Here is a 22,860-nt window from a genome sequence, read left to right on the forward strand (position 1 = left end):
CAAACCAAGTTGATCGGTCAGACTTAGCAATTACCCCTTTTTTCTGGTTGCTTTAATGACCACATCCAGCACCTCGTTCGGAGTAAAAGGCTTTTCGATAAAACCGCTCAACCCGTTTTTGGCGATCGACGCGACGACCTTCTTAACGTCGGCTTTGCCGGTAATAAAGATTACCGGCAGGTCGGGATGGATCACTCTGGCTTGGGCCAGCACGTCGTAGCCGCTGATCTTGGGCATCTCGAGATCGAGCAGGACGGCGTCGTAAAAGGCGGTTTTAATTTTATTGACGGCTTCTTCCCCGTCATAAGCGAAATCGGCCTCGAAACCACCGGCTTTTTTCAGGATTTCCTCAAGCGATGTCCTCACGATCTCCTCGTCGTCGGCAATTAATATTTTCATAAGCCACCTCTTTATCCAATATTTTATATGTTTATTGCTATTGAGGCAAGCCCTGCCTGCCGGCAGGCAGGGAGAAATAGAATCGGGCGCCTTCGACGCCGATCCGGCCGCCCTGTGCCCCCAGGGCAAGTTTGCAAAAATAGAGGCCCAGGCCGGCGCTGGTTTTTAATTTTAATTCCGGATGTTCGGCCCGAAAGTCCTTGTCAAATACTTTTGACGCGTAGGCCTGCGGGATGCCGTCGCCGGCGGTCGTTATTTCGAACAGCGCGCCGTCCTTTTCTTTTTTAATGTTAAACGATACCTGTCCTCCGCGATCGACTTGCTTGACGGCGTTTAGCAGCAGGTCCTCTATTGCCATCAAGGTGAGCTCTTTGTCGGCCCTCACGGTCAGATTGTTATCGATAGCGACGGCAATTGTCTTGTCCTCTTTTCCCGCCAGTTGCCGGATCCAGACCAGTTCTTTCTCGAATTCCCGGGCCGGGAATGAAGTTTTGTTAATGATAAGCTCGCCCTGCTCCGCGTTGTTAATAGAGCTTAGTTCCATCAGGAGCAGGGCGAGCTTTCTTGCGCTGAAATCGATATTGATCAGATATTTTTGCTGTTCCTCGCTGATTGGCCCGAGCGTGCCGTCCAGGAACAGTCCGATCGAGCCGGTGATGCCGGAGAGAGGATTTTTAAGGTCGTGCAGGATCAGATCGTCAAGCATTTTTTTTCTCTAGGGCGGCCTTGATCTTGGCCATCATGACGGTAGGCTCGAACGGCTTCAGGATATAATCGGCGGCGCCGGCCGCTTTGATCTTGGCCAGGGTCTGGGGCAGGGTGCTGGCGGTGAGAATGATCACCGGAATGAGGGCGGTTCCCTCCGAACTTTTCAATTCCTTGATGACCTGGTAGCCGTCTTTTTTTGGCATCCAGATGTCAAGGATGATCAGGTCGGGATGTCCGGCGCGGGCTTTCTGCAGGCCCTCTTCGCCGTCGTAGGCCGACTCCACCTCGTAGCCGCCGGCTTTGGCCAGCCGGAAGGCGAGCATTTCGACAAATTCTGTTTCGTCGTCAACGAGCAGTATTTTAGCCATTTTGCCTCTCCTTTTAAGCGGGATTTTTCGGGAGCGTGAAAGTGAATTTTGACCCGACGTTCTCCTGCGATTCGACCTGGATCCGCCCGCCATGGAGCTCGATCAGCGACTTGACGATCGCCAGTCCCAGGCCGTCCCTTTCTCCCCGCCGCCCGCGACCCGGCCGAATTGCGTGAATTTTTCAAATAATTTGGGCAGATTGGCAGCGGCAATGCCCCGGCCGGTATCGGCGACGCTACATCCGACCTCCTTGTCGTTTTCCTCGCAGGATATTTCGATCCGGCCTTTGTCCGTGAATTTCAACGCGTTGCCGATCAGGTTGGTCAAGACTTCGGTGATCTCGTCGCGGTCGGCGTTCAAGATGACCGGAGCGGCGGGCAGCCGTTCGATCAGTTCCAGCCCTTTCTTCTCCGCCTGCGGACGGAAAGCCGCTAAGGTCTCCCTCATCAGTTGTGCAATATCAAGCGGCTCCTTTTTGGCTTCCATCCGGCCCGATTCCAGGCGGGAAATATCGAGCAGATCGTTGACGATACGGGCCAGGCGGTCAATGCTCCGAAGGGTCGTCGATAGAAATCTGGTTTGCCCTTCATTGATCGGCCCATGAATTCCCTCCAGCACTTGCGCCACTCCTTCGTGGATGATCGCCATCGGGGTGCGTAGTTCGTGTGAAACGGTATTGACGAAATCGTCTCTGATGTTGACCAGCCGCTTGAAATCGGTGATGTCGACAACGGCGCCGATGCAGCGGACGGCCTTGCCCTGTTTATCAGACTGCAGTTCGGCTTTCTCCCGGACCCATTTGACCCGGCCATCGACAATGATCCGGTGTTCTATGTCATATTGCTTGCTGACCAGCGCGGCTTGCCAGGCACTGATTACGGCGGCCCTGTCGTCAGGATGAACAAAACCGACGAATTTATCGTAACTTACCGGCGCGCCGGCCGGAACGTTAAAAATCTTATAAGTTTCATCGGTCCAGGTCAGAATGTCGTTTGTGATATCGAAGTCCCAGCTCCCGACCAGGGCCAGTTCCTGCGATTTTTGAAGGCGGTAGCTCTCGATTGCCAGTTTTTCTTCAGCCTGTTTGCGCTGGGTTATATCGTCGTAAACGGCGACGACCTCGCCGGTCGGCAATTTATAGATATAATTTTCCCGCCAGCCGCTGATCCGCTGATCTTGATAAAGACCGATCGGGAAATGTTCCGGCTGTCCCGTCCGCCAGACCCGCAGCAGGATATCGAACAAACCGAATGACTTGACTCCCGGGAAGACTTCCAGCACGCCCCGGCCGACCACCGCTTGCCTGTTAACTTTTTCGATCTGCTCTGCCGCCCGGTTAATGTCCGAAATGATAAAATCTTCGCTGCCGTTTTGTCGGTAGAGATAAATGACGACGCCGCTGCTCATATTGTCAAAAAGCGACTGGAATTTTACGGCGCTGTCTTTAACGATGCGCTCCAAGGCTTTTTTATAAGTGATATCGTTGACCGTTATAATGACGCCCTGGGGTTTTTCAGTGGCGTTTTTGGTAAGGGCCGCGTTGATCGAACCGACAAATTGACTGCCGTCCCGGCGCAGCAGCGAGTATTCGAGTTCCTTGATCAGGCCGGTCTCCACCGTTTGCTGAAAACTCTTGCGCGCGGCGTTCCGTTGCTCCGGCGTGACCAACTCGAAAATGTTTCGGCCGATCATCTCTTCAAGATTTTTTATTCCGTTCATTTTAAGCGCTTCAGCGGATGCGTAGGTGATCTTGCCTTCGAGATCGGCCGCGACAACAGCGTCGGGGGAAGCGCTGACCAGCCGTTCGAAATTTTCCTTACTTTCTATCAATTCTATCTCGCCCTGGCGCCTGATGATCAAATAAAACCCGAAGCCGAGCAGTCCCAAGCTTAACAGCCCGATCGCGGCGGCGCGCAGCCCGATCCAAAGCATGGGCGAATAAATTTCCCGGGCGTCGACTTTTGAAATAATGAACCAGCTTGTGCCGGGAATAGGACGGCCGACCGCCAGGACCGGCACGCCCCGGTAATCGATACCGGTCAGCAGGCGGCTGACGCCTCTGACGGCCATGGCAGCGGGCAGATATTTCGTGCCGACCGGGAAATGAAGATTGAGAGCGGCGTCCTTTTTGTGGCGAAGTTCGTTCAAAAACACGACCTCGCCGCTTTGTTGCCTGACGAGCAGGGTTTCGGCGGAATCGCTCGGCACCGGCCAGATCTGGATCAGGGGAAAGAGGAAAAGCTCGGGATCGATGCGCAGGATCAACACCCCGGCTGCGTCCCCGTCGTTCATGATCGGCACGCCAATATCCAGCTTGATCCTGCCGTTAGCGCCCCGATGAAAGTCGCAGAGCGTCGATTGTTTTGACCGCAATGTATCCAAAATCAATTTTTGTTCATCAACGATATTGATCGGACTATTTTTGTTCTCCGACAGCAGGACAAGGCCGGCCCGGTTGACCAGGCACAGGTTCTCGTATTTATGGTGTTTCTTCAATATCCTCATCCAGGTCAAGACTTCCTGCTTTAATTCAGCTGAGCGGCCGCCCTCGAGCCACAACAAAAACGGTTTCGTGACTAAGGGAATTTCATTAATGAACGCGGCGTCTTCCATTTGTTTCTGATGCCAATTCTCGATCTGATCGACTTTCAGGTTGGTTATGGCGGTCAGGTTATTGCGGGCCAATATCTTTAATTGGTCGCGCTGGTTATTAAAATAAGTAAGTCCGATCAGGCAAACTGCCAGCAGGGTAAGCACGACAAAAATGAAAAACCAAAGGCCGCCGGCGATCCCGGACTTTGACCGCGTCATTGGTTTATTTTCCCTCCCCGGCGCTCCAGTTCGATTAGGAGCGAATCGATCTCTTTTTCCTGATCGATCATTTTAAGTTCCCGGCCGATCGCCGCCTCTTTGAAGAGTTCCAGTTCTCCGAGCTTTTTCTTCAGATCGGCTTCCGTTTGCCGCTGGGCGGAAATATCGGTAATGACGCCGAGGATGGCGCGGTCATTCTCGTAATCGATCAGTTTTGTCGAGATGATAGCGGCGAACTTTTCGCCGTTTTTCTTGACCAGCTCGCATTCATAAGGTTCGACGTCTTCGCCCTGGAGATGCTTTTTGAGCGCCGCTTCGAACACGGACAGCGAAGTCGGGGCGGTTAGCGAACGGAAATCGAAATCCGGCGAAAGGAGCTCTCCCGGAGAATAGCCGGTGACCTCCGAACAGCATTGATTGGCGTAAACGATCTTGCCCCGATAGTTGATAAAGATCATGTTCGGCGACTGTTCGGAGAGGGTCCGGAACCTGGCCTCGGACTTTTGTCGGTCCTGGTGGAACCTGGTTTCCGATTCAATGGCCAAAGCCTGGGTCCGGTCAAGCTCGGAACCGATCAGCCGGGAAATATAAGTTACGCCGGCGGCCAGCACGGCTATGATCAATAAGGCCAGAATAAATGAATTGAGCGCGAAATTGATCGTCCCGAAAGGGAGACGCGTATAAAGGTAACCTTGCAGAATGACGGTGAAAAAAAGGATCGGCGCGAACCAGCGCAGGACGAGAGGCCGCGCGCCGGTGCCGGCCAGATAGCTTAGGGGGAAATCGGCCGGACCGATCGCCAGGATCGCGGCTGATGCGAGACAGATCAAAGCCAGCGCGGTGTTAAGGGCCATCGGAATAGAGGCCCCTCCGTAAAAGAAGGGGAGGCCGTACAGGTAACCGGTCAGGACGGCGGCGTTGATCAGGAAGCCCGAAACAAACAGCACCCCTTCGGCCCGGCGATTTTTTCTTTTCAGGCCGAACAAGAAAAGCCCGAGGCCGAGCAGGATGAAATTTAGTTCGGTCAGCGGCGCCAGCCGGCCGACGGGAGCGGCGCCCAGCATTTCCGGACTGGACACCAGAAACCGTTCCAGGTCGAATAGCCGGTTCAGCGCCAAAAAAAGCAGGACCGCGGTCGAGGCTGATATTTTGACGGCCGCCCCGATCTTGGTCCGCTCGAATAGCAAAGCCGCGGAAAAAATGATAAGTATGACCGCTGTGGACGGTGCCATCGGGATGTAGGCGGAATCAAAGCGCGCGAGTATCTGAAAGCCGGAGAGCCAGCCGAAGAGCGCCAGAACGGCCAGGGCCATTGCCGCCAGAGAAAGCGGCGCCACCAATCTGTTCAAGTGTTTTCTCCTTTGGTCGGCAGCGTGAAGTAAAATTTCGATCCCTTGCCGACCGCACTCTCGACTCCAATTTTTCCCCCGTGGGCCTCGACCGCCATTTTGCAGAAATAGAGCCCGAGTCCGGTATCGATTTTGGTCTTTAAATTTTGGGTTTCAACTTTGAAAAAGCGGTTAAAGAGCTTGTTCAGATATTCTTGGGGGATGCCTTCGCCGGTATCGGAGGCTTCAAACAAAATTTCGTTGTGTAATGTGTCATGTGTTATGCGTAACGCGATCCGGCCGCCGGCGGGGGTGTGTTTTACGGCATTTGAAACAAGGTTTTCGATCACCCGGACCAGTAGCCTCCGGTCGGCGGAGATAGCCAATCCTTTATCAATCTGCAAAGTGAACGACTTTTTTCCCTGATCGGCCAGCAGTTCCAGCCAGGCGAGCTCTTGGGCAAGCTCATCAAGCTTGAATGAAGACCGATTCAAGGTCATTTTGTCCTCTTCCATCTTCCGGGTTTCCAGCAGATCCATGATCAGGTTAAGCAGCTGTTTAGATCCGGTCCGTGATAGCTCCAGGGATTTCTTTTGGTCGCCGGTCAGCGGGCCGAGCAGCCCGGCCAGCATCAGCTCGGTCGAAGAAACAATGCCGGTCAGCGGATTCTTCAGGTCGTGGACGATCAGGTTGGTCAGATCGTCGCGCAGCTTTTCCAGGTTGACTATCCGCTCGCGGTTTTTTTCGATCTGGGCCATGGTTTGGGAGAGGAGCGATTCTTTGGTGCGGGCGAGGTGTTTAAGCTGAAAGTTCTCTAAATTACGTTCGATCAGCTCTTTATCCATTTTACAATAGCTTTAGGTATGTCCCGCATTCGAGTCCTTTCAGGAAATCGATCGCGGGCTTAACCTGCTCTTTTTTGATGATCGAGCCGTGCTGGGAGGCGATCATCTCGATATCGTATTGTTCTATTTTTTCCAGCACCAGCTTCATGATCTCGCGGGAAGGCATGTAGGGCTTATGGAACAGGCTCATCTGGTCATGATAGTTGGCTTTCGCGAACAGGTCCCAATCGTCGGAAAATGCGCCGAAGAGGTCGCCGGAAAAAAATATTTTTGACTTAGTGTCGTAGGTGGCGAAAGCTCCGGGCGTATGCAGGTAGGGGGTGGGCTGAAAGACCAGTTCCCGGCCGCTTTTCAATTTGAGCCGATTGTTGTTTTTTTCAAAGAAATAAAAAGGTGAGCGCACCCCGTAATGCAAAATGAGAAACGACACCCGCTCAAAGGTGGCGATCTTCAGCTCCGGATTATTGATCAGGTCTTCAAACACGGGCAGGGAACCGGCAAGATCGGGGTCCTGGTGGCTGACGATGATGGTCGAGATCTTTTTCGGATCGATCAGTGAAATGACTTTGCGCGCGACGATCGGGAAATGGGGAGCGGAGCCGGGGTCGATCAGGACCGCCTCATCGCCGTCAACGATCAAATATGGATTGCAATGAAAATTGGCGACCTGGTCGTAAAAGCCGACCCAGTAGATGCCTTCCGCGATTTCGATCGCTTCATCGTAATTCACTATGCGGAAATTATAACGTATAAAATTCGCGGATTCAACAAAATATTTCTGGACAAGTAATCAGCGCGAGCCTATAATTTTGCATAGAATATCATGGGACCAGGCGTTTATATCGTTATAATATCTTTGGCGCTCGGCATTTTATCGATCCCCATCGACTTGCTCTTCCATGCCGTCTTTTTGCATGAAGCCCCGTCGCTAGCCGCCCTTACCGAGCCGGAAAATATTTTCCACTGGTCCATGCTGCTCTTCTCGTTCGTCGTTTTCGGGCTGGTGATGGCGTCGATCTCAAGGCGCCGTGAAGCGGCGGCACAAGAGCACCGGCGGCTGATCGACGAAATGACCAAGCTCAAGCTGGGGGTCGAGCGCTCATACGAGGCGATCTTTATTACGGATACCGACGGGAAAATAAATTATGTCAATCCCGGATTTGAAAAATTGTACGGCTTTTCCCGCGCTGAAGCGATCGGCCAAACGCCCAGGCTGATCAAGTCCGGGACGCTTTCGCCCGACGTTTACAATGATTTTTGGAAAACGCTGTTAAGTAAAAAGGTCATAAGCGGTGAAATTGTCAACAAAACAAAAGCGGGAAAGCTGCTCAATATTGACGGCACGGCGCTCTCAATCCTGAACGATCGGGGCGAGATCATCGGATTTATGGGCATTCAGCATGATATTACCGAACATAAGCAGCTGGATGAAGCCCTGCGCCGGTCCAAGGAAGACTGCGAAAAAGAAGTTATCGCGCGGACTGCCGAACTGGAACAGCTGCGGCGGCGGTACGAACTGGTCTTGAATTCCGCGGCCGAAGGGATCTTTGGCCTGGATCTCAATGGCAATCACACTTTTGTCAATCCGGCGGGGGCAAAACTGCTCGGCTACGAAGTGACGGAGCTGATCGGCCGGCCCAGCCATTCAACCTGGCATTACAAGCGGCTCGACGGCCGCCCGTATCCCAAAGAAGAATGCCCGATCTACGCTGCTTTCATGGAGGGGAAGGTACACCATGGCTCCGATGAAGTCTTCTGGAAAAAAGACGGCGCCAGCTTCCCGGTCGAATATATGAGCGTGCCGATCCTGGAGTCGGGCAAGATTGTCGGCGCGGTCGTGACTTTCAGCGATATTACCGAACGCAAGCAGGCGGAAGAGGAAAAGATAAAAGACGTGGAGCTGCACGAACGCGACCGGATGAAGACGGAGTTCCTCTCGATGGTCTCTCACGAGATGCGGACACCGATCACGCCGATCAACGGCTACCTACAACTGCTATTGTCCGGCAAAATTGGTCCGTTAACGCCCGAACAAAAACAGACGATGCTGCTGATGCAGAGACAGTCAAAACATTTGTTAATCCTGATCGACAGCATTATCGATGTTTCACGGATCGAAACCGGCCGGACGCTGGTGCTTTCGAAAACGCCGGTGTTCCTGGACGATTTGTTGAAGCGGGTGATCGAGGCCATGGGCGACCAGTTCGAGGAAAAAGGGATCGAGCTTAAGGCAGAGCTATCCGCGCACCTGCCGATCCTGGCCGATGAGGCCAAACTGGAGCGGGTGATCACGAATATACTGGGCAACGCGCTCAAATTTGTCCCCCGCGGCGGCTCGGTCGCGGTCGGCGCCCGGGTCGAAGCTGGGGCCGCCCGGGTCTCGTTCGCCGACAACGGCATCGGGATCGATCGGGAAAACCTCGAGAAAATATTTGAAAAGTTCTATCAGGTCGACAGCTCCAACACCCGGGCGGCCGGCGGGATCGGCATGGGGCTGACGATCGCCAGGGAGATCGTCGAAGCGCACGGCGGCAAGATTTGGGCCGAATCGGACGGTCTGGGCAAGGGTGCCGCCTTGATCTTCACGCTACCGGAGGAATAAGCCATAAAGCGCGCCTATTTCATCAAGACTTACGGCTGGCCACTTGGCCTGAAGTTTACCATAAGCTAAAAGCCGCCCTGGAATTAATTTTTAAGCTCTCATTAATTGACCAAGCTACCGGCTAAGATCGCAACATCCCTATATATTTTTACCTTGCGCGCTGCTGCTGCCTGCTATAAAGCGCTAATAACTCATTATTGCTTTTATTTGCTGAACAGCATCCGTTCTCCTTCCTTAGCAAACAAAACCAGCGTACAGCTCATTTATTCAGCCTTTGAGAAGAAGTCTCAAGCTCTTTGCGCCATGATTAATGATCAGCGTTCCTGCCCCTTCAGTTTGATTTAACGCTCATATTAAGCAGGAGGTAAAAAATAGCGGTCGTTAATTGATTTTATTAAAAATCACGCTTCCCATAGTTGGCCTTTTACCGTCGGGAGAACTCCCGCCCGCCGCCTCTTCGAGGCATTGTCCGCCGGAGGCGGACAATCTCCGCCAAAGGCGGGATGGCGGGCTTAGCTGGCCATTTTCCCCACTAACCGCAAACCGCTCCGTCACCTTTCAAGCCACGAACCATTTGCTAGCCGCTCCCTCCATCTTTACCCCCTCCCTTTCCCTCCGCTTTGAAAAACCCCGCCCCCCGGGAACAAGACAAGAGGAGTGGGAGAGTGACGGAAAGTCGGCAATATCCCTGGGGGTATTTCGCCATATCGACCGAAAAGTTCGCATAATCCCCTAAAAATAGCTTGATATTATAAGAAATAGTTGGTTCCAATAGTTTCTGGCAAGGATTTTGCTTTCTACTTTAGCGGAGCCAAACAAGAGGGGATAAACAATGCCAGGGAATGTTGAATACTTAACGTCTAACGAAATTAACGCGCTATTGTCCGCGATCGATGATACTCGCGATCTGGCGATTGTCCTTCTCTTTTTGAATACCGGGATATTTCTCAACGAGCTGGTTAGTTTAAAAACCGATTCAATTAATTGGGAAAAGAAGATACTCGCGGTTGCCGGTAATAGGGGGCGAGAGATTCAATTAAACGATCAACTCTTTGAGGCTTTGGCCAAATGGTCCAAAGTTAGAGTGAATACTCAAATCACCGCGTTGTTTACGACCACCAAAGGAGAGGTCAACGCTCTCTCTGCCCGAACGGTCGATCACCTTATCCGCAAATATGCCGCCCAGGCCGGGATCGGCAAAAAGGTTAATGCCAAGATGCTCCGGCATACTTTCGCGGCCAGGCTCTGCCGGGAAGAGGTCTCGATCGACCGGGCGGCCGCCATTCTTGGGATTACCGACGCTGAATCGATCAGCCGCTATATTAAAGTGGCAAAAGAGCCGCCGAAAGTCAACCTCGTTCCAGAAGAGGTCGATACTCGCCCAATATTAGTTAAATTCCTAACCAAACTCTTTCCAACCAAGCCGAAGATTGCCAAGCCGCTTACCACTATCAAAGGAGCGATTCTCCCTAGCCCAACCGAAGTTGCTTTTGGGCGGGAGGGGGTAATTGAGGATATCAAGGGACATCTCAAGAAAGGGCAGTCGGTTCTTTTGACCGGCCAGGTGGGGATTGGGAAAACGCATCTCCTTAAAAATATTGCCGGATCATTTGGCGCCACCACTTTTTACTTTTCCTCTCCTTCGCCGATGCGTGATCTGCTCAAACAATTGCATGAAAAGCTAAATTGTCCGGGCGATAAGCTAAACGGCCGCTCTTCTTCAAAGGAGATCGTTGGTCAGATTACCTCTGCTCTCGAAGCCCCAAAAACCATTCTGATCATCGATAACCTGGATAGTTTGAAAGCGTCGGATATCGAGACTTTTCTTACGCTTCTCGAGAAGTTTACTATCCTGGGGGCGGTTGAAGAGCCGAAACCGAAGCTCAAGTCGGTTTGGTGGAAGTTCAAGCGGATCGACCTGAAACCATTGAGCGAAGAGGCGGCCAAAGAGTTGATCCGCTACTTGACCCAGAATCTTTCCATCACCGATTACGAGATGCTCGAGACCAGGATTCTTTCTTTGTCCAACCATCTGCCGGTCGCTATTGTCGATATGATCCACCAGGTCAGCCACCGGCCGGTGGTCAATAAAGAGGTTATTCGCGATGTTTATCATGAGGCGGGAGTTTATTTTCGCGACTGGACCCCCGTCATCATCATTCTTTGGGGGATGGTGATAGCCTTCCGGTTTGTGGCTCTTGGCATGCACAGCTTTGAAGGGTACATCTTGGCCGGCTTTGGTACCGCTCTGCTCGCGACGGTGCGGGTTTTTATGTTCAAGATGAAATAGCAACTGTCCGACGTCAAGGAAGTCCGATGTCCGAGGTCAAAGGATGGGAATTGTGAAAATAGAAAAATTTGAAGATATTAAAGCCTGGCATGAAGCTAGAGAATTAACAAAAAGCATTTATGCTCTGACCTCAAAGGGAAATTTTGACAAAGATTTCCGCTTAAAAGATCAGATTAGAAGCGCGGCCGCTTCCATAATGGCGAACATTGCCGAAGGATTTGACGCGCAGTCGGACTTGGAATTTATCAAGTTTTTAATTTACTCTAGACGATCGGCTTCTGAAGTCCAATCTCATCTCTATGTCGCCTTAGATCAGGCGTATTTGTCGGAAGAATATTTTCGAAAGCTTTCCGATGACATCGTTAAAACAAAGAATCTTATTTACGGTTTTATTAGATATTTGCAAAAAACGAATAAAGGAGGAAAGACGTCTAGCCTGGGGCTTCGGACTTAGGACTTCGGACGTCGGACATTTTATGCTCGCGCCGACCCATGGAATCTTTGGTATTTTTCTGACGCTGATCGTCCTGGCGATCTTTGGCGTTCAGTGGAGCCTGCACTGGACGATCATCTTATTTGCCGTCATTGGCTCGATCATGCCGGATATCGACCACCCCAATTCCACCATCGGCCGGATATTCTATTTTATTTCCGTTCCCCTTGAGCGGCGATACGGCCATCGGACCGTCACTCATTCCCTGATCGGCTGGGTTATTTTTTCAGCAGTATTTAGTTTCTTGTCCGTATTTGTAATTTGGTTATTGGGCTTTGTTTGTGATTTGGGCTTTGGAGCTTGGGATTTAGTCCCAAGATGGATCGCTTCGTTTAGCATTAGTTACTTGTCTCATCTGATCCTTGATATGTTCAATCTCCGTGGTTCCCAGATGTTTTGGCCCGATCCCGGGCGGGATGTTATTCCCAAAAACCCGAAATTCCGGCTGGAGTCGGGGGCTAAAGCGGAAGTTCTGGTCTTTTTTATCCTGGTTATTCTAATGGTCCTGGCATTTCCTTTGTCTAAATTCGGTTTGGCCAGCTCTCTGCGTTGGCTCCTGGCGACCCCCGGGTCAGCGATCCAGGAGTTTAAAACCCTCAAGACGCATGCTTACCTCGATTTCAAAGGAGTCTTGAATGAAACCAAAGAGCCGATCGCCGGGCGTGGGGAAGTTCTAGATGTTAACAACCAGCGGCTGGTTGTTCTCTTTGAAGGAAATATTTATACCTTAAGCGATGAACTTGCCGCCGATATCTTCGCTTCTCATGTCCGGGTCAAAAAGAGTGACCGGCCGATCAAGATTGAACGGCGGGAGTTTAGAGATAAAAGCCGGGAAGCGCTTCTGGCCGGAATTCCTTCCGGCGGGCTGGTTTCCGGTGTTGTTCATTTGCCGGAAGAGATGTCTTTGAAGATCCCGGTTAGCGAAGGGACCTATAAAGCCATGGAGCAAAAAGGGAACGATCTGGTCCTGACCTATGCTTCCCGGCGGCAGATCGAGAAGCTGGCACTGACACAGGAGTATGAAATGAAGAACAGGCGGAATCTGGCGGAGCTTTCCCGGTTAAACGCCCAGGCCAGAAAGGTTCGGGGAGAGATAGCGGCACTCGATGATAACGGGCTGACCGCTCTTGGAAAGGAGGTTTTAGTCGATAGGGAAGAAGAGGAAAAGCAGGGAACGCGGCTAGCTGAATTAACCAGCCAGCTTGAGGAGCTAAATGTTCGGATCGATGAATTGAAGCTTAAACTTGCCGCCGGCCGACCGCTCTTTTCCGGCGAAGTTTATATTAGGCAATAGGCATGATTGACAGTTTATTAATAAAAAAGGAGCTTCTTGTTTATTTATCCCCAAGGGAAAGGCAAATTATTGAAATGCGCTATGGATTATTAGATGGACGCGAAATGACATTGCAGGCGATCGGCGATGTTTTCGGCGTCTGCCGGGAAAGGATCAGGCAAATTGAAAGAAAAGCACTTAGAAAGTTAAAGCATCCAAGTCGATTGAAAAAGATTAATCGCTCTGTTTGATTCTTGTTTTTTTGTTGTTTTGGTTGTTGAGTTTTGTTTGGTCCTTGTTTCTTGGTAATTGGTTATTGAGATTTATTTGGTAATTGTATCTTGGTGTTTGGTTATTAATTAACAGGAGGTGGAACATGGTTTTCGATCTTGAAGAAAGAACAACAACCTTTGCCAGAGCCGTAATAAGACTATGCAAAAGTCTACCCAGAAATCCCATGAACGATCGCTTAACCGGGCAGGCCGTAGGCTCGGCTGGATCGGTTGGGGCAAATTATCGGGAAGCTAACGATGCTCTCGGCAAAAAAGATTTTCTTCAGCGAATGAAAATCTCACGGCGTGAAGCCAAAGAAATTCATCATTGGCTATGTTTAATTGAAGAAGCGAATGAGTATAAACGGCAGGAAATAGCACCGTTGTTAAAGGAATCGAAAGAGTTGATCAAAATTCTTTCGGCAATTATCAATCGTTCAGAATAGTTCCGGTGTTTGGTTTTTTTGGTTATTTTGTTTTGGTTATTGAGTTTTGTTTGGTTATTGTCTCTTGGTAATTGGTTATTGAACAATAGGAGGTTGTCAGTCATGAAAAAGATCGTATCAGTGTCGTTAATAGTTATTAATTTGATTGTCCTTGGAAATTTGTCATTTGCCTCCGAATACCGTCTTGGCCCCTACGATACTCTTGAGCTTGAGGTAATCAATCACCCAGAACTAAAGACCAAGCAGACTGTTGCTCCCGATGGGCAGGTCTCTTTGCCGTTGTTAGGAGTTGTTTCGGTCGAGGGTCAGTCGCTAAAAGGCTTCCAACGGTTTCTGACCAACAATTATTCCGCTTATCTTGATAAGCCGCAAGTTGTGATTGGCCTGACTCCAAAGCCGATTTATGTTGTACAATATGACTTGAAGAAGGATACTTGGGAAGTAAAGAAGGCCGGTTCGATTGATGAAGCGAAAGCCTATGCCAATCTCGATCCGACCTTGACGATTGAGCACGGCAATGTTTATAAGATTACGATGGGGAGTAAGCCGGACTTCTGGGAAGAGAATTGGTACAAGGTTCTTACTGGCGCGGCGGTTGCAGTTGGGATATATGCGACGTTGAATAAATAGGACCAAAACGATGAGGGCCTTAATTTAAGTGACCTAGTATGAATATTGCCCAAATAGAAAAAAATATGCAAAAGCTTGTAAATTCCATACATAAGGATAACTTTATCTATGAATTTCTCGAGGCATATGGGATACCAAAGGCATCTATCGCGAGACTTAAAAAAGGAGGATTAAACCTTTCGAAGGTTGAAGGCGAAATATTATGGAAGAAGAAAGTATTCTTTAAACAATTGATAGGTGACCATCTCCACGAGACTATTGAAAGTATTAGAGAGAAAGAAAAAGCAACAAAACACAATCCCCGCTTCATAATAGTAACCGACTTTATAACCTTACTTGCAATTGATACGAAAACCAACGATACACTTGATATCCCTATCCTTGAAATAGCAAGACATTTTGACTTCTTTTTGCCCTGGGCTGGGATGGAAAAGGCTCGCCATCAAAACGAAAACCCCGCAGACGTAAAAGCAGCCGAAAGAATGGCAAAGCTATATGATGAAATAAAACGAGAGAACCCAACTAAAACTCTGGGGGAGGCGCATAGCCTAAATGTCTTTCTTTCTCGACTCTTATTTTGCTTCTTTGCAGATGATACTGATCTTTTCAAGAAAAATCAGTTTATTAACGCGATAAGTAGCCACACGCAGGTTGATGGTAGCGACCTACAAGCATATCTTGATAAATTGTTTGAGGTTCTTAATACAGAACCAGGAAAGCGGAAAAAGCTCCCTGCCTACCTTGAAGGGTTTCCTTTTGTTAATGGTGGTTTGTTTCGTAATAAATATGGTTTGCCTGTTTTTACAAGGCGAAGTCGACAAGAGATCATTAATTGTGGGCTGCTGGACTGGTCGGTTATTAATCCAGATATATTTGGTTCAATGATGCAGGCGGTTGTAACCCCAGAGCACCGTGGTGGGGTAGGAATGCACTACACCAGCGTTCCTAACATAATGAAGGTGCTTCGGCCTTTGTTCTTGGATGAGTTGAACGAAGTGCTTGACGTCAGCATGGGAAATCGCAAAAAACTTGAAGCATTATTGATTCGCGTCCAAAACATTAAGGTGTTTGACCCGGCCTGCGGCAGCGGGAATTTCTTGATTATCGCCTATAAGGAATTGCGAAGACTGGAAATGAAAATCTTTAGGGCTTTAAGTAGCCTGGCTTTTTCAGATATTCGATTGAGCAACTTTTATGGGATTGAACTGGATGATTTTGCCCACGAAGTGGCAATATTATCGCTATGGCTGGCAGAGCATCAGATGAATCAGGAATTCTTTAAATCTTTTGGAAGGGGAAAGCCTGCTTTGCCACTAAAGGAAATGGGGAATATTGTTCATGGCAATGCTGCCAAAATTGATTGGGAAGAAGTTTGCCCAAAAAGTACGGGGAAGGAAATATACGTTTTAGGAAATCCGCCATATCAAGGCTCAAGGAAGCAAAATAAATCACAAAAAGACGACCTAGCATTGGTGTTTTCTGGTTTCTCAAAATATAAAGATCTTGATTATATTGCCATATGGTTTTATAAGGGAGCAAAGTATATACGAGAATCTGACGCTAAACTTGCGTTTGTTTCAACAAATTCTATTTGCCAGGGTGAACAGGTGTCTTTGATATGGCCCACGATATTCGGACTTGGTCTCCAGATATGTTTTGCTTATACATCTTTTAAATGGAAAAACAATGCAAGAGACAATGCCGGGGTGACTGTGATTATTGTTGGCTTATCAACGGCAATAGCCCAAGATAAGTTCATATTTAGCGATTCTATCAAACATAAAGTGCATAACATTAATGCATATTTAATTTCCGGAGAGAGCAACACATTTGTTTATTCCAGAACCACCCCCTTATCAGATATGCCAACAATGAATTTTGGAAACATGCCTGCTGACGGCGGAAAGCTGTTGTTCACTACGGAGGAAATGAATGACTTTGTTTTAAAGGAACCTATTTCTAAAAAGTGGTTTAAGAAGCTAATTAACGCTCAGGAATATCTTAATGGTAGGGAGCGGTGGTGTCTTTGGTTGGAAGGAATAGCTAACAAGGAATTGCGTATGATGCCCAAAGTCTCGTCTGTTGTTAATTGTGTAAAGGAAATTAGAAAGAAATCATCCCGGCCACAACTGGCCAAAACCCCTCATTTGTTTGCTCAAATAACTCAGCCCCAAAATAAGAGTTGCATTATTGTTCCGAGGGTATCTTCGGAAAGCCGAAAGTATATTCCCATTGATTATCTTGATGGTGAAAACAAGGTTACAGATTCATTCTTTACTATTGTTACTGACCGGTTAGAAGTATTCTCTATTGTTACTTCTTACATGCATATGGTTTGGCTGGCCTACATTGGGGGTAAATTGGAAACAAGATATCAATACTCAAAGAATGTCGTTTACAATACTTTTCCGATCCCCTTGATTTCCGTTAACCAAAAGAAGGAATTAGAGAAAAATGTTTACCGAATTCTAAAAGAAAGAGAAATGCATAGTGAAAAAACACTCTCACAATTATATGATCCTGATAAGATGCCAGAAGGGTTGCGCGAAGCCCATCACCAGAACGATCTTGCAGTAGAAAGCTGCTATCGTAGCCAGCCCTTTGAAAGTGATGAAGAACGATTAGAATGTCTTTTCAAACTCTATGAGCAAATGATTGCAGATGAAAAGACCAAGGGGACTTTGTTTGAAGCAGAATCAAAAACCAAAAGAAAAAGGAAGTAATTATGCCAGATATAGTTCATGTGACTTATTCACAAACAGGGCAAAGTTCTAAAACTAACGCTTTAGGCATGCGTGAAATGCAAGAGAAAGCATTCCAGTCAAGGGATGCTCAGTACTTGTTACTAAAAGCGCCTCCTGCCTCGGGTAAGTCGAGGGCATTAATGTTTATTGCCCTTGATAAGATTATGCATCAGGGGCTTAAAAAAGTGATTGTCGCGGTTCCAGAAAGGTCGATCGCGGGATCATTCAGTAAGACGAATTTAAAGGATTATGGATACTTTGCCGATTGGGACCCAAATCCTAACTACAATCTTTGCACCCCCGGGCTCGATGGGAGCAAAACAAAAGTGCAAGCTTTTAAGAACTTTCTGGATAATGATGAGAAGATTATGATCTGTACTCACGCAACGCTGCGTTTTGCCTATGAAGAAGTGGATGAATCAAGGTTCAACAATATTCTATTGGTTATAGATGAGTTCCATCATGTGTCGGCAGATTACGATAGCCGCTTGGGTGAGGTGTTGCGCTCAATTATGCAACATACAAGTGCTCATGTTTTTGCTATGACCGGCTCATATTTTCGCGGAGACACTGTGCCTGTCCTCTTGCCAGAAGATGAGGCCAAATTTACTAAGGTAACTTATAACTATTATGAACAGCTAAATGGCTACATATATTTAAAATCGCTTGGTATTGGTTACCATTTTTATCAAGGCCAATATACTTCAGCCATAATGGATATATTAGACACAAACAAGAAAACTATTTTACACATACCAAACGTAAACTCTGGGGAATCGACTAAGGATAAGCATAATGAAGTCGATACTATATTAGATGCTATTGGGGAAGTTCAAAGAGTAGACCCCGACACACAAGTTATATATGTGAAACGGCATGGAGACGGTAGAATACTTAAGGTTGCTGATCTGGTAAATGATAATCCAAGCGATCGAGACAAGATTATTACCTACCTCCGCAACATGAAAACACTTGAAGATATGGATCTAATAATTGCATTAGGCATGGCAAAAGAGGGTTTTGACTGGCCATTTTGCGAGCATGCATTAACTGTTGGCTATAGAGGTTCTTTGACAGAAATTATTCAGATAATTGGGCGTTGTACAAGAGATAGCAGCAATAAAAGCCATGCCCAGTTCACGAATTTAATCGCTCAGCCTGATGCCGCAGACGCTTTAGTAAAGCTATCTGTGAATAATATGCTGAAAGCTATAACGGCCTCTCTATTAATGGAGCAGGTATTGGCGCCAAACTTTAAGTTTAAAACCAAACTATCAGATGAGGACAAGTCCGCTCCTAGTGAAATCAAAATTAGAGGACTCAAGCTGCCAAGCTCAAAGAGAGTAAACGACATAATTGAATCTGATTTGAATGATTTAAAAGCAACCATCTTGCAGGACGACACAATGTTGAAGGCAATGCCTGGTAATGTTGATCCTGAAGTAATCAATAAGGTGTTAATCCCCAAGATTATTAAGCTTAGGTATCCTGACTTGTCAGAAGAGGAGGCAGAAGAGGTTCGTCAGTATGTGGTTGTTGATTCCGCGATCAAAACCAGCGAAATAAAGGATTCGGGGGGGAAAAGATTTGTCAGAATGGCTGGTCAATTTGTAAACATTGATGACCTTCATATAGATCTAATCGATAAGATCAATCCTTTTCAAAAAGCGTTTGAAATACTATCAAAATCAGTAACGACAAGGGTTTTAAAGGTTATTCAAGATGCTATTGAGGCCACAAGAATTCAAATGACTATGGAAGAAGCAGTAATACTCTGGCCGAAAATCAATGAATTTGTTAAAACATTCAATAGGCAGCCAGGTATCCAATCCTCGGACCCGTTAGAAAGAAGAATGGCGGAAGGAATTATCTATTTAAAGGATCAAAAGCGAAGAAAGCAAAATGGACAATAATAGGATACTGGAAGAAATATTCAACAATGACCCGTTGGGTTTATTAAATATTAAGCCAACGTCTTCGCCACAGCAGAGTAAGGATGAAAGACTCATTGCGACATTTTATAAAATTAATGAATTCTATGAAAAGAACAACCGTGAGCCCCAACAAGATGGGAGTATCCAAGAATATCAATTATATGCAAGATTAAAGGCCATTAGGGACGACCGGTCAAAAAGTAAAATGCTTGTTCCTTACGATAACCATCTTCTGCTGAATGTCGAGCATAAACAAATTAATACATTGGAGGATGTTGTAAAAGATGATGTGTTAGGGCTGCTTGAAGATGATTCCGAAGGCTTATTTAATATTAAGCACATTGGGGTCCAGGATGAAAGAGCGAGCGCTGATTTTGTTGCCCAGCGGAAACCATGTAAAGACTTCGATAAATACGAGCCAATATTTAGGGCGGTCCAGGAGGATTTGGCGCAGGGTAAGAGAAAAATAATCATGTTTAAGGAAGATGTCCTTCGGGAGGGCGGCTTTTATGTCCACAATGGCGTTTTGCTCCAATTGGAAAAAGTTGAATTTAAGCAAGGGGTGGCCCCGTTCAAAAGTGGGGATAGATTACGGAAGGATGGCAGGACAAGAGTAATATTTGAAAATGGAACAGAGTCCAATATGCTCTATCGCTCCCTATATAAAGCTTTGCTTGCAAATGGAAGGGCAGTATCAGAAAACGTAGATCGTGTAAATGAGAGCTTTGTTGAGAGATTTAGTAATATTACTAATGAGGACGAAGCGGCCGGTTATATCTATATACTCAAGTCGAAAAGCGAAAAAAAGGAGATCAGGGAAATAAAACATCTCTATAAGATAGGATATTCAAAGACAACAGTTGAGGATAGGATTATCAATGCTAATCAGGACCCAACATATTTAATGGCTGATGTGCAAGTTCTTATGGTCTTTAAGTGTTTCAACCTTAACCCCCAGAAGCTTGAAATGTTGCTACATAACTTTTTTGGTAAATCCTGTTTGAATATTGATGTGTTTGATGCGGTTGGTATTCGGCATACTCCAAGAGAATGGTTTATTGCCCCTTTGTCAGCAATTGAACAAGCAATAAAACTTATAATAAGTGGTGAAATAGTTAATTATAGATATGATGGGGACAACGAGATTATCATTAATCGGTAATAAAAACGACCAAATTAGGTTTAATGTTGGATGTAGAAGAAGGTGCAGGGTTGAAAATACTTTTATTGTGCTGGCTTTGATGGAGAGTTCCCTGTTTTTATGGTGAAGACTACTCCGTCACTATCCTCATCACGTTCTTTACTAAGAATGTGAGCTGTTTTTGATCGCAAAATGACTAATTATTAAATCAGCTGGAAAAGGGCAATGCAACCATATGTTTGCTTAAAGGAGTGCCTTCGTCGTGCAATGAAAATTGTTCATATTCCCATTTCCCATTTTTACATATACTACTTTTTGTTAAGCTGAATGATTTATGATGCCCGCTATTTCTAAAGAACCCTTTTCGCTTATTTTGCTTAAGTAATATCTGTCTAATAGGGGTTGCAATATTGTATTTAAATGAGCCTTTATCGCATTGGAAAACACAGGCCTTAAAAGCTCCTAGTAATAAATCGGTTATTTGTAATAGATGTGCGCGATTTTGGTCGGAGCAATCCGGGCTTTTGTGATTGCTCAAAATTGGAATAATATCCATGCTATGATCGAAATCAATAAAAGCTTCTTTATCGGGATGTAAGCGACCAATAATTCGTTTCTTATCGAGAGGCCGGCTCCAGCCTATTCCATCCGTGTAAAAACCAGTCAGCTTAACTTTGTGATCATCGCCGAACAAAAAATGAAGGCCGCTTTTTAGTCCAATTCGTAAAAGCGTTTCAACTTTCCTTGTATATATTTCTGTCTTATCAGCTGAGCCGTAATAAAGCGAACTCATTGTTGATGTGTTCCTTTTAAAAAATAGAACAAATTTACAACATGGGGGAATAATACCCCAGAGATGCTTATTGTGTCTTTTACTGCGTAAAGCATCTTCCATTAGTATTAAAATATCTTTTGCCGTTTTATGCTTAATATTTTCTGTTGTTCCAGTTAAATCATTGTAATGCAGTTTGCTGTCATTGTTATACTTAGCTCTGATCTTGCCTATCTGTGAGAGGATTATAGGTTTTATTCTGGTTGGAATAAATAAAAAAGCATGTATTACGTGGTTATCTTTGCTTTCATCGTGATAAACCTCATATTCGTCCCACTCGGGGAAAATATTGTACGGTTTTATATTGAATAATGTGTCCATAAAGATAAAGCCCCACTTTTTCAAGTCTTTCTTTGTGTAGCTAGAACTAGCTAGCAGGCATCATTTTCCCTTCTCCCAGCTTCTCCATTGTAGCATTTTTCCGCCTATACCCTGTCAAGGGGTCGCTCGCAGATATACATCAATAAAAATCTAATGTAGCTCGCGCCCCTCTGCTCCAGTCGTCCTCGACTCGCCCTCACATTAAATCAATGAAGCATTATAGTTCGGGCTTGCTCGTCCTCTTTTCGCGCCCTCCACCGATCCGCTCGTTATCCCTCGCGGATCGGCTCCGGGTGACAGGGGCGAAAAAATGCTATTGGCATGGCATCTTTTTTGGGAGGTGTCGCTTATGGTACGTGTCGTTGGCTTCATTGGTTCCCGCTCCTTGCCCGCTTCATTTTCTCCTCTTGTTTCCTCGTCCGTTTCCCTCTTTTTGTCCCGTGGCTTCCGGGTTGCTTCCGGTGGCGCTTTGGGGGCTGATTCATTCGCCCTCTCTGCCTTGCTCCGGCAGGGGGCCGCTTCTTCCGGGGTGCTATTCTCCGCTTGGCAGTCCGCTTCTGGGTTCCCTGCTTCGGTTCGTCCCCAGGTCAGCCGGTTCCTTGCTTCCGGCGGCCAGGTCGTTTGGGGTTCTGCTTCGCCCGGCGCGTCCCGCCAGCAGGCTGTCTCCGCGCTTTTGGGCCGCAACCGGCGGCTGGCCTCTTCCTGTTCGGTTCTGGTGGCTTTCCTCTTCGGTCCTTCCCGCGGCTCCCTTTTTACGGTGCGTCAGGCGGTTAGCCGTGGCGTTCCGGTGGTGGTTTTCCTTTGCGGGGGCGGGGCTGCTTTGCCCCCTGATCTAGCCAGGCACTGTTTTATTTTCAACAAAAAGGAGGTGCTTTAGTGGCTATTTCAGTTTTGTCCCCATGTCTGCAGTGCGGCAGCTTACTGCCAGGAGTTAGATGCCGTCCTCACAATCGGACCAGATGCGCCCGGTTTCTTAACTATGTTCAGTCTCTTAGCAAAAACCGCGCCCACCACATTCTGATCAAAGAATTGAAAGAATTAATTATCAAAAATTAAGATTGATCATTGTTTGGTTATTGCGTCTTGGTTATTGGTTATTTAAAAAAGGAGGTGTTTCAGATGAGAAGATGTTCTGTTTGCCGGGCATTGCTGACCCCTTGCAACGAGGGGCTTGATCATATCGGCTTCGAGCCGTACACGCTCAACCGGGTGGTCTTCATTTGCCAGGGTTGCTTGAACTCGATCCAAAATCAGATCGAATATGGCATATCTTATCAATATGCCGAGGTTTGATCCCATCAGGCCCGCTTCCTTCCACCAAAGGGAAGCGGGTCATTTTTTTGGTGATTATCTCTTGGTTATTTAGTGGTCATTGAATTTTGTTTGGTAATTGTTTCTTGGTAATTGGTTATTTAAAAAAGGG

At 47.2% G+C, this 22,860-nt stretch carries 20 protein-coding genes; 12 read left to right on the plus strand and 8 right to left on the minus strand.

Translation table 11 applies throughout. The features are described from left to right. Positions 1–30 precede the first annotated feature (30 nt). The 7 genes from WC772_01260 to WC772_01290 form a co-directional block, all read right to left on the minus strand. Entirely contained in the window at positions 31–399 is a 369-nt protein-coding gene (locus WC772_01260; GenBank protein MFA6169385.1) for a response regulator, read from the minus strand. 37 nt (positions 400–436) lie between these two features. Then, positions 437–1,105, minus strand: a complete 669-nt coding sequence (locus tag WC772_01265; protein MFA6169386.1) for an ATP-binding protein — start codon at positions 1,103–1,105, stop codon at positions 437–439. Next, entirely contained in the window at positions 1,098–1,475 is a 378-nt protein-coding gene (locus WC772_01270; GenBank protein ID MFA6169387.1) for a response regulator, read from the minus strand. The genes WC772_01265 and WC772_01270 overlap by 8 nt, the downstream gene beginning before the upstream one ends. 102 nt (positions 1,476–1,577) lie before the next feature. Further along, the gene (locus WC772_01275; GenBank protein ID MFA6169388.1) at positions 1,578–4,286 is read right to left on the minus strand and encodes a PAS domain S-box protein; all 2,709 of its coding nucleotides are present in this window, start codon (positions 4,284–4,286) and stop codon (positions 1,578–1,580) included. Then, complete coding sequence (locus WC772_01280) at positions 4,283–5,635, minus strand: PAS domain S-box protein (protein MFA6169389.1); 1,353 nt, start codon at positions 5,633–5,635, stop codon at positions 4,283–4,285. The genes WC772_01275 and WC772_01280 overlap by 4 nt, the downstream gene beginning before the upstream one ends. Continuing rightward, on the minus strand, positions 5,632–6,459 hold the full coding sequence (locus tag WC772_01285; GenBank protein ID MFA6169390.1) for a HAMP domain-containing sensor histidine kinase: 828 nt from the start codon (positions 6,457–6,459) through the stop codon (positions 5,632–5,634). Before WC772_01285 ends, WC772_01280 begins: the two co-directional genes overlap by 4 nt. Position 6,460: 1 nt before the next feature. Beyond that, the gene (locus tag WC772_01290) at positions 6,461–7,189 is read right to left on the minus strand and encodes an MBL fold metallo-hydrolase (GenBank protein MFA6169391.1); all 729 of its coding nucleotides are present in this window, start codon (positions 7,187–7,189) and stop codon (positions 6,461–6,463) included. Between the two features lie 93 nt (positions 7,190–7,282). Here WC772_01290 and WC772_01295 point away from each other — a divergent pair, with 93 nt between their 5' ends. From WC772_01295 to WC772_01340, 10 genes are all read left to right on the plus strand, one after another. Continuing rightward, positions 7,283–9,061, plus strand: coding sequence for a PAS domain-containing sensor histidine kinase (locus WC772_01295; GenBank protein ID MFA6169392.1), 1,779 nt, complete (start codon positions 7,283–7,285; stop codon positions 9,059–9,061). Positions 9,062–9,893: 832 nt separating this feature from the next. Then, positions 9,894–11,351, plus strand: coding sequence for a tyrosine-type recombinase/integrase (locus WC772_01300; protein ID MFA6169393.1), 1,458 nt, complete (start codon positions 9,894–9,896; stop codon positions 11,349–11,351). A gap of 43 nt (positions 11,352–11,394) precedes the next feature. Continuing rightward, positions 11,395–11,805, plus strand: a complete 411-nt coding sequence (locus tag WC772_01305) for a four helix bundle protein (protein MFA6169394.1) — start codon at positions 11,395–11,397, stop codon at positions 11,803–11,805. A gap of 22 nt (positions 11,806–11,827) precedes the next feature. Continuing rightward, on the plus strand, positions 11,828–13,138 hold the full coding sequence (locus tag WC772_01310) for a metal-dependent hydrolase (GenBank protein MFA6169395.1): 1,311 nt from the start codon (positions 11,828–11,830) through the stop codon (positions 13,136–13,138). A gap of 2 nt (positions 13,139–13,140) precedes the next feature. Further along, positions 13,141–13,368: a sigma factor-like helix-turn-helix DNA-binding protein gene (locus WC772_01315; GenBank protein MFA6169396.1), complete on the plus strand. Its 228-nt coding sequence runs from the start codon at positions 13,141–13,143 to the stop codon at positions 13,366–13,368. A gap of 125 nt (positions 13,369–13,493) precedes the next feature. Then, a complete protein-coding gene (locus WC772_01320; protein MFA6169397.1) occupies positions 13,494–13,835 on the plus strand; it encodes a four helix bundle protein in 342 nt (113 codons plus the stop codon). 102 nt (positions 13,836–13,937) lie between these two features. Beyond that, positions 13,938–14,465: a polysaccharide biosynthesis/export family protein gene (locus WC772_01325; GenBank protein MFA6169398.1), complete on the plus strand. Its 528-nt coding sequence runs from the start codon at positions 13,938–13,940 to the stop codon at positions 14,463–14,465. Positions 14,466–14,503: 38 nt separating this feature from the next. Further along, positions 14,504–17,188 (plus strand): DNA methyltransferase, encoded by a 2,685-nt coding sequence (locus WC772_01330; protein MFA6169399.1) that lies wholly within the window; start codon positions 14,504–14,506, stop codon positions 17,186–17,188. 2 nt (positions 17,189–17,190) lie between these two features. Next, complete coding sequence (locus WC772_01335) at positions 17,191–19,122, plus strand: DEAD/DEAH box helicase family protein (GenBank protein ID MFA6169400.1); 1,932 nt, start codon at positions 17,191–17,193, stop codon at positions 19,120–19,122. After that, a complete protein-coding gene (locus WC772_01340) occupies positions 19,112–20,305 on the plus strand; it encodes a GIY-YIG nuclease family protein (GenBank protein MFA6169401.1) in 1,194 nt (397 codons plus the stop codon). The genes WC772_01335 and WC772_01340 overlap by 11 nt, the downstream gene beginning before the upstream one ends. Positions 20,306–20,492: 187 nt before the next feature. On the opposite strand, the gene WC772_01345 is transcribed toward WC772_01340, so the two are convergent. Beyond that, the gene (locus WC772_01345; GenBank protein ID MFA6169402.1) at positions 20,493–21,437 is read right to left on the minus strand and encodes a hypothetical protein; all 945 of its coding nucleotides are present in this window, start codon (positions 21,435–21,437) and stop codon (positions 20,493–20,495) included. Between the two features lie 349 nt (positions 21,438–21,786). On the opposite strand from WC772_01345, the gene WC772_01350 reads away from it, so the two are divergent. Then, on the plus strand, positions 21,787–22,314 hold the full coding sequence (locus WC772_01350; protein ID MFA6169403.1) for a DNA-processing protein DprA: 528 nt from the start codon (positions 21,787–21,789) through the stop codon (positions 22,312–22,314). A 242-nt stretch (positions 22,315–22,556) separates the two neighbouring features. Beyond that, positions 22,557–22,730 carry a hypothetical protein gene (locus WC772_01355; GenBank protein ID MFA6169404.1) on the plus strand — a complete coding sequence of 58 codons (174 nt, stop codon included), beginning with the start codon at positions 22,557–22,559 and terminating at the stop codon, positions 22,728–22,730. The last annotated feature ends 130 nt before the right edge of the window (positions 22,731–22,860 follow it).

The sequence above is a fragment of the Candidatus Margulisiibacteriota bacterium genome, assembly GCA_041661965.1.
Taxonomy (GTDB): Bacteria; Margulisbacteria; WOR-1; order O2-12-FULL-45-9; family XYB2-FULL-48-7; genus XYB2-FULL-45-9.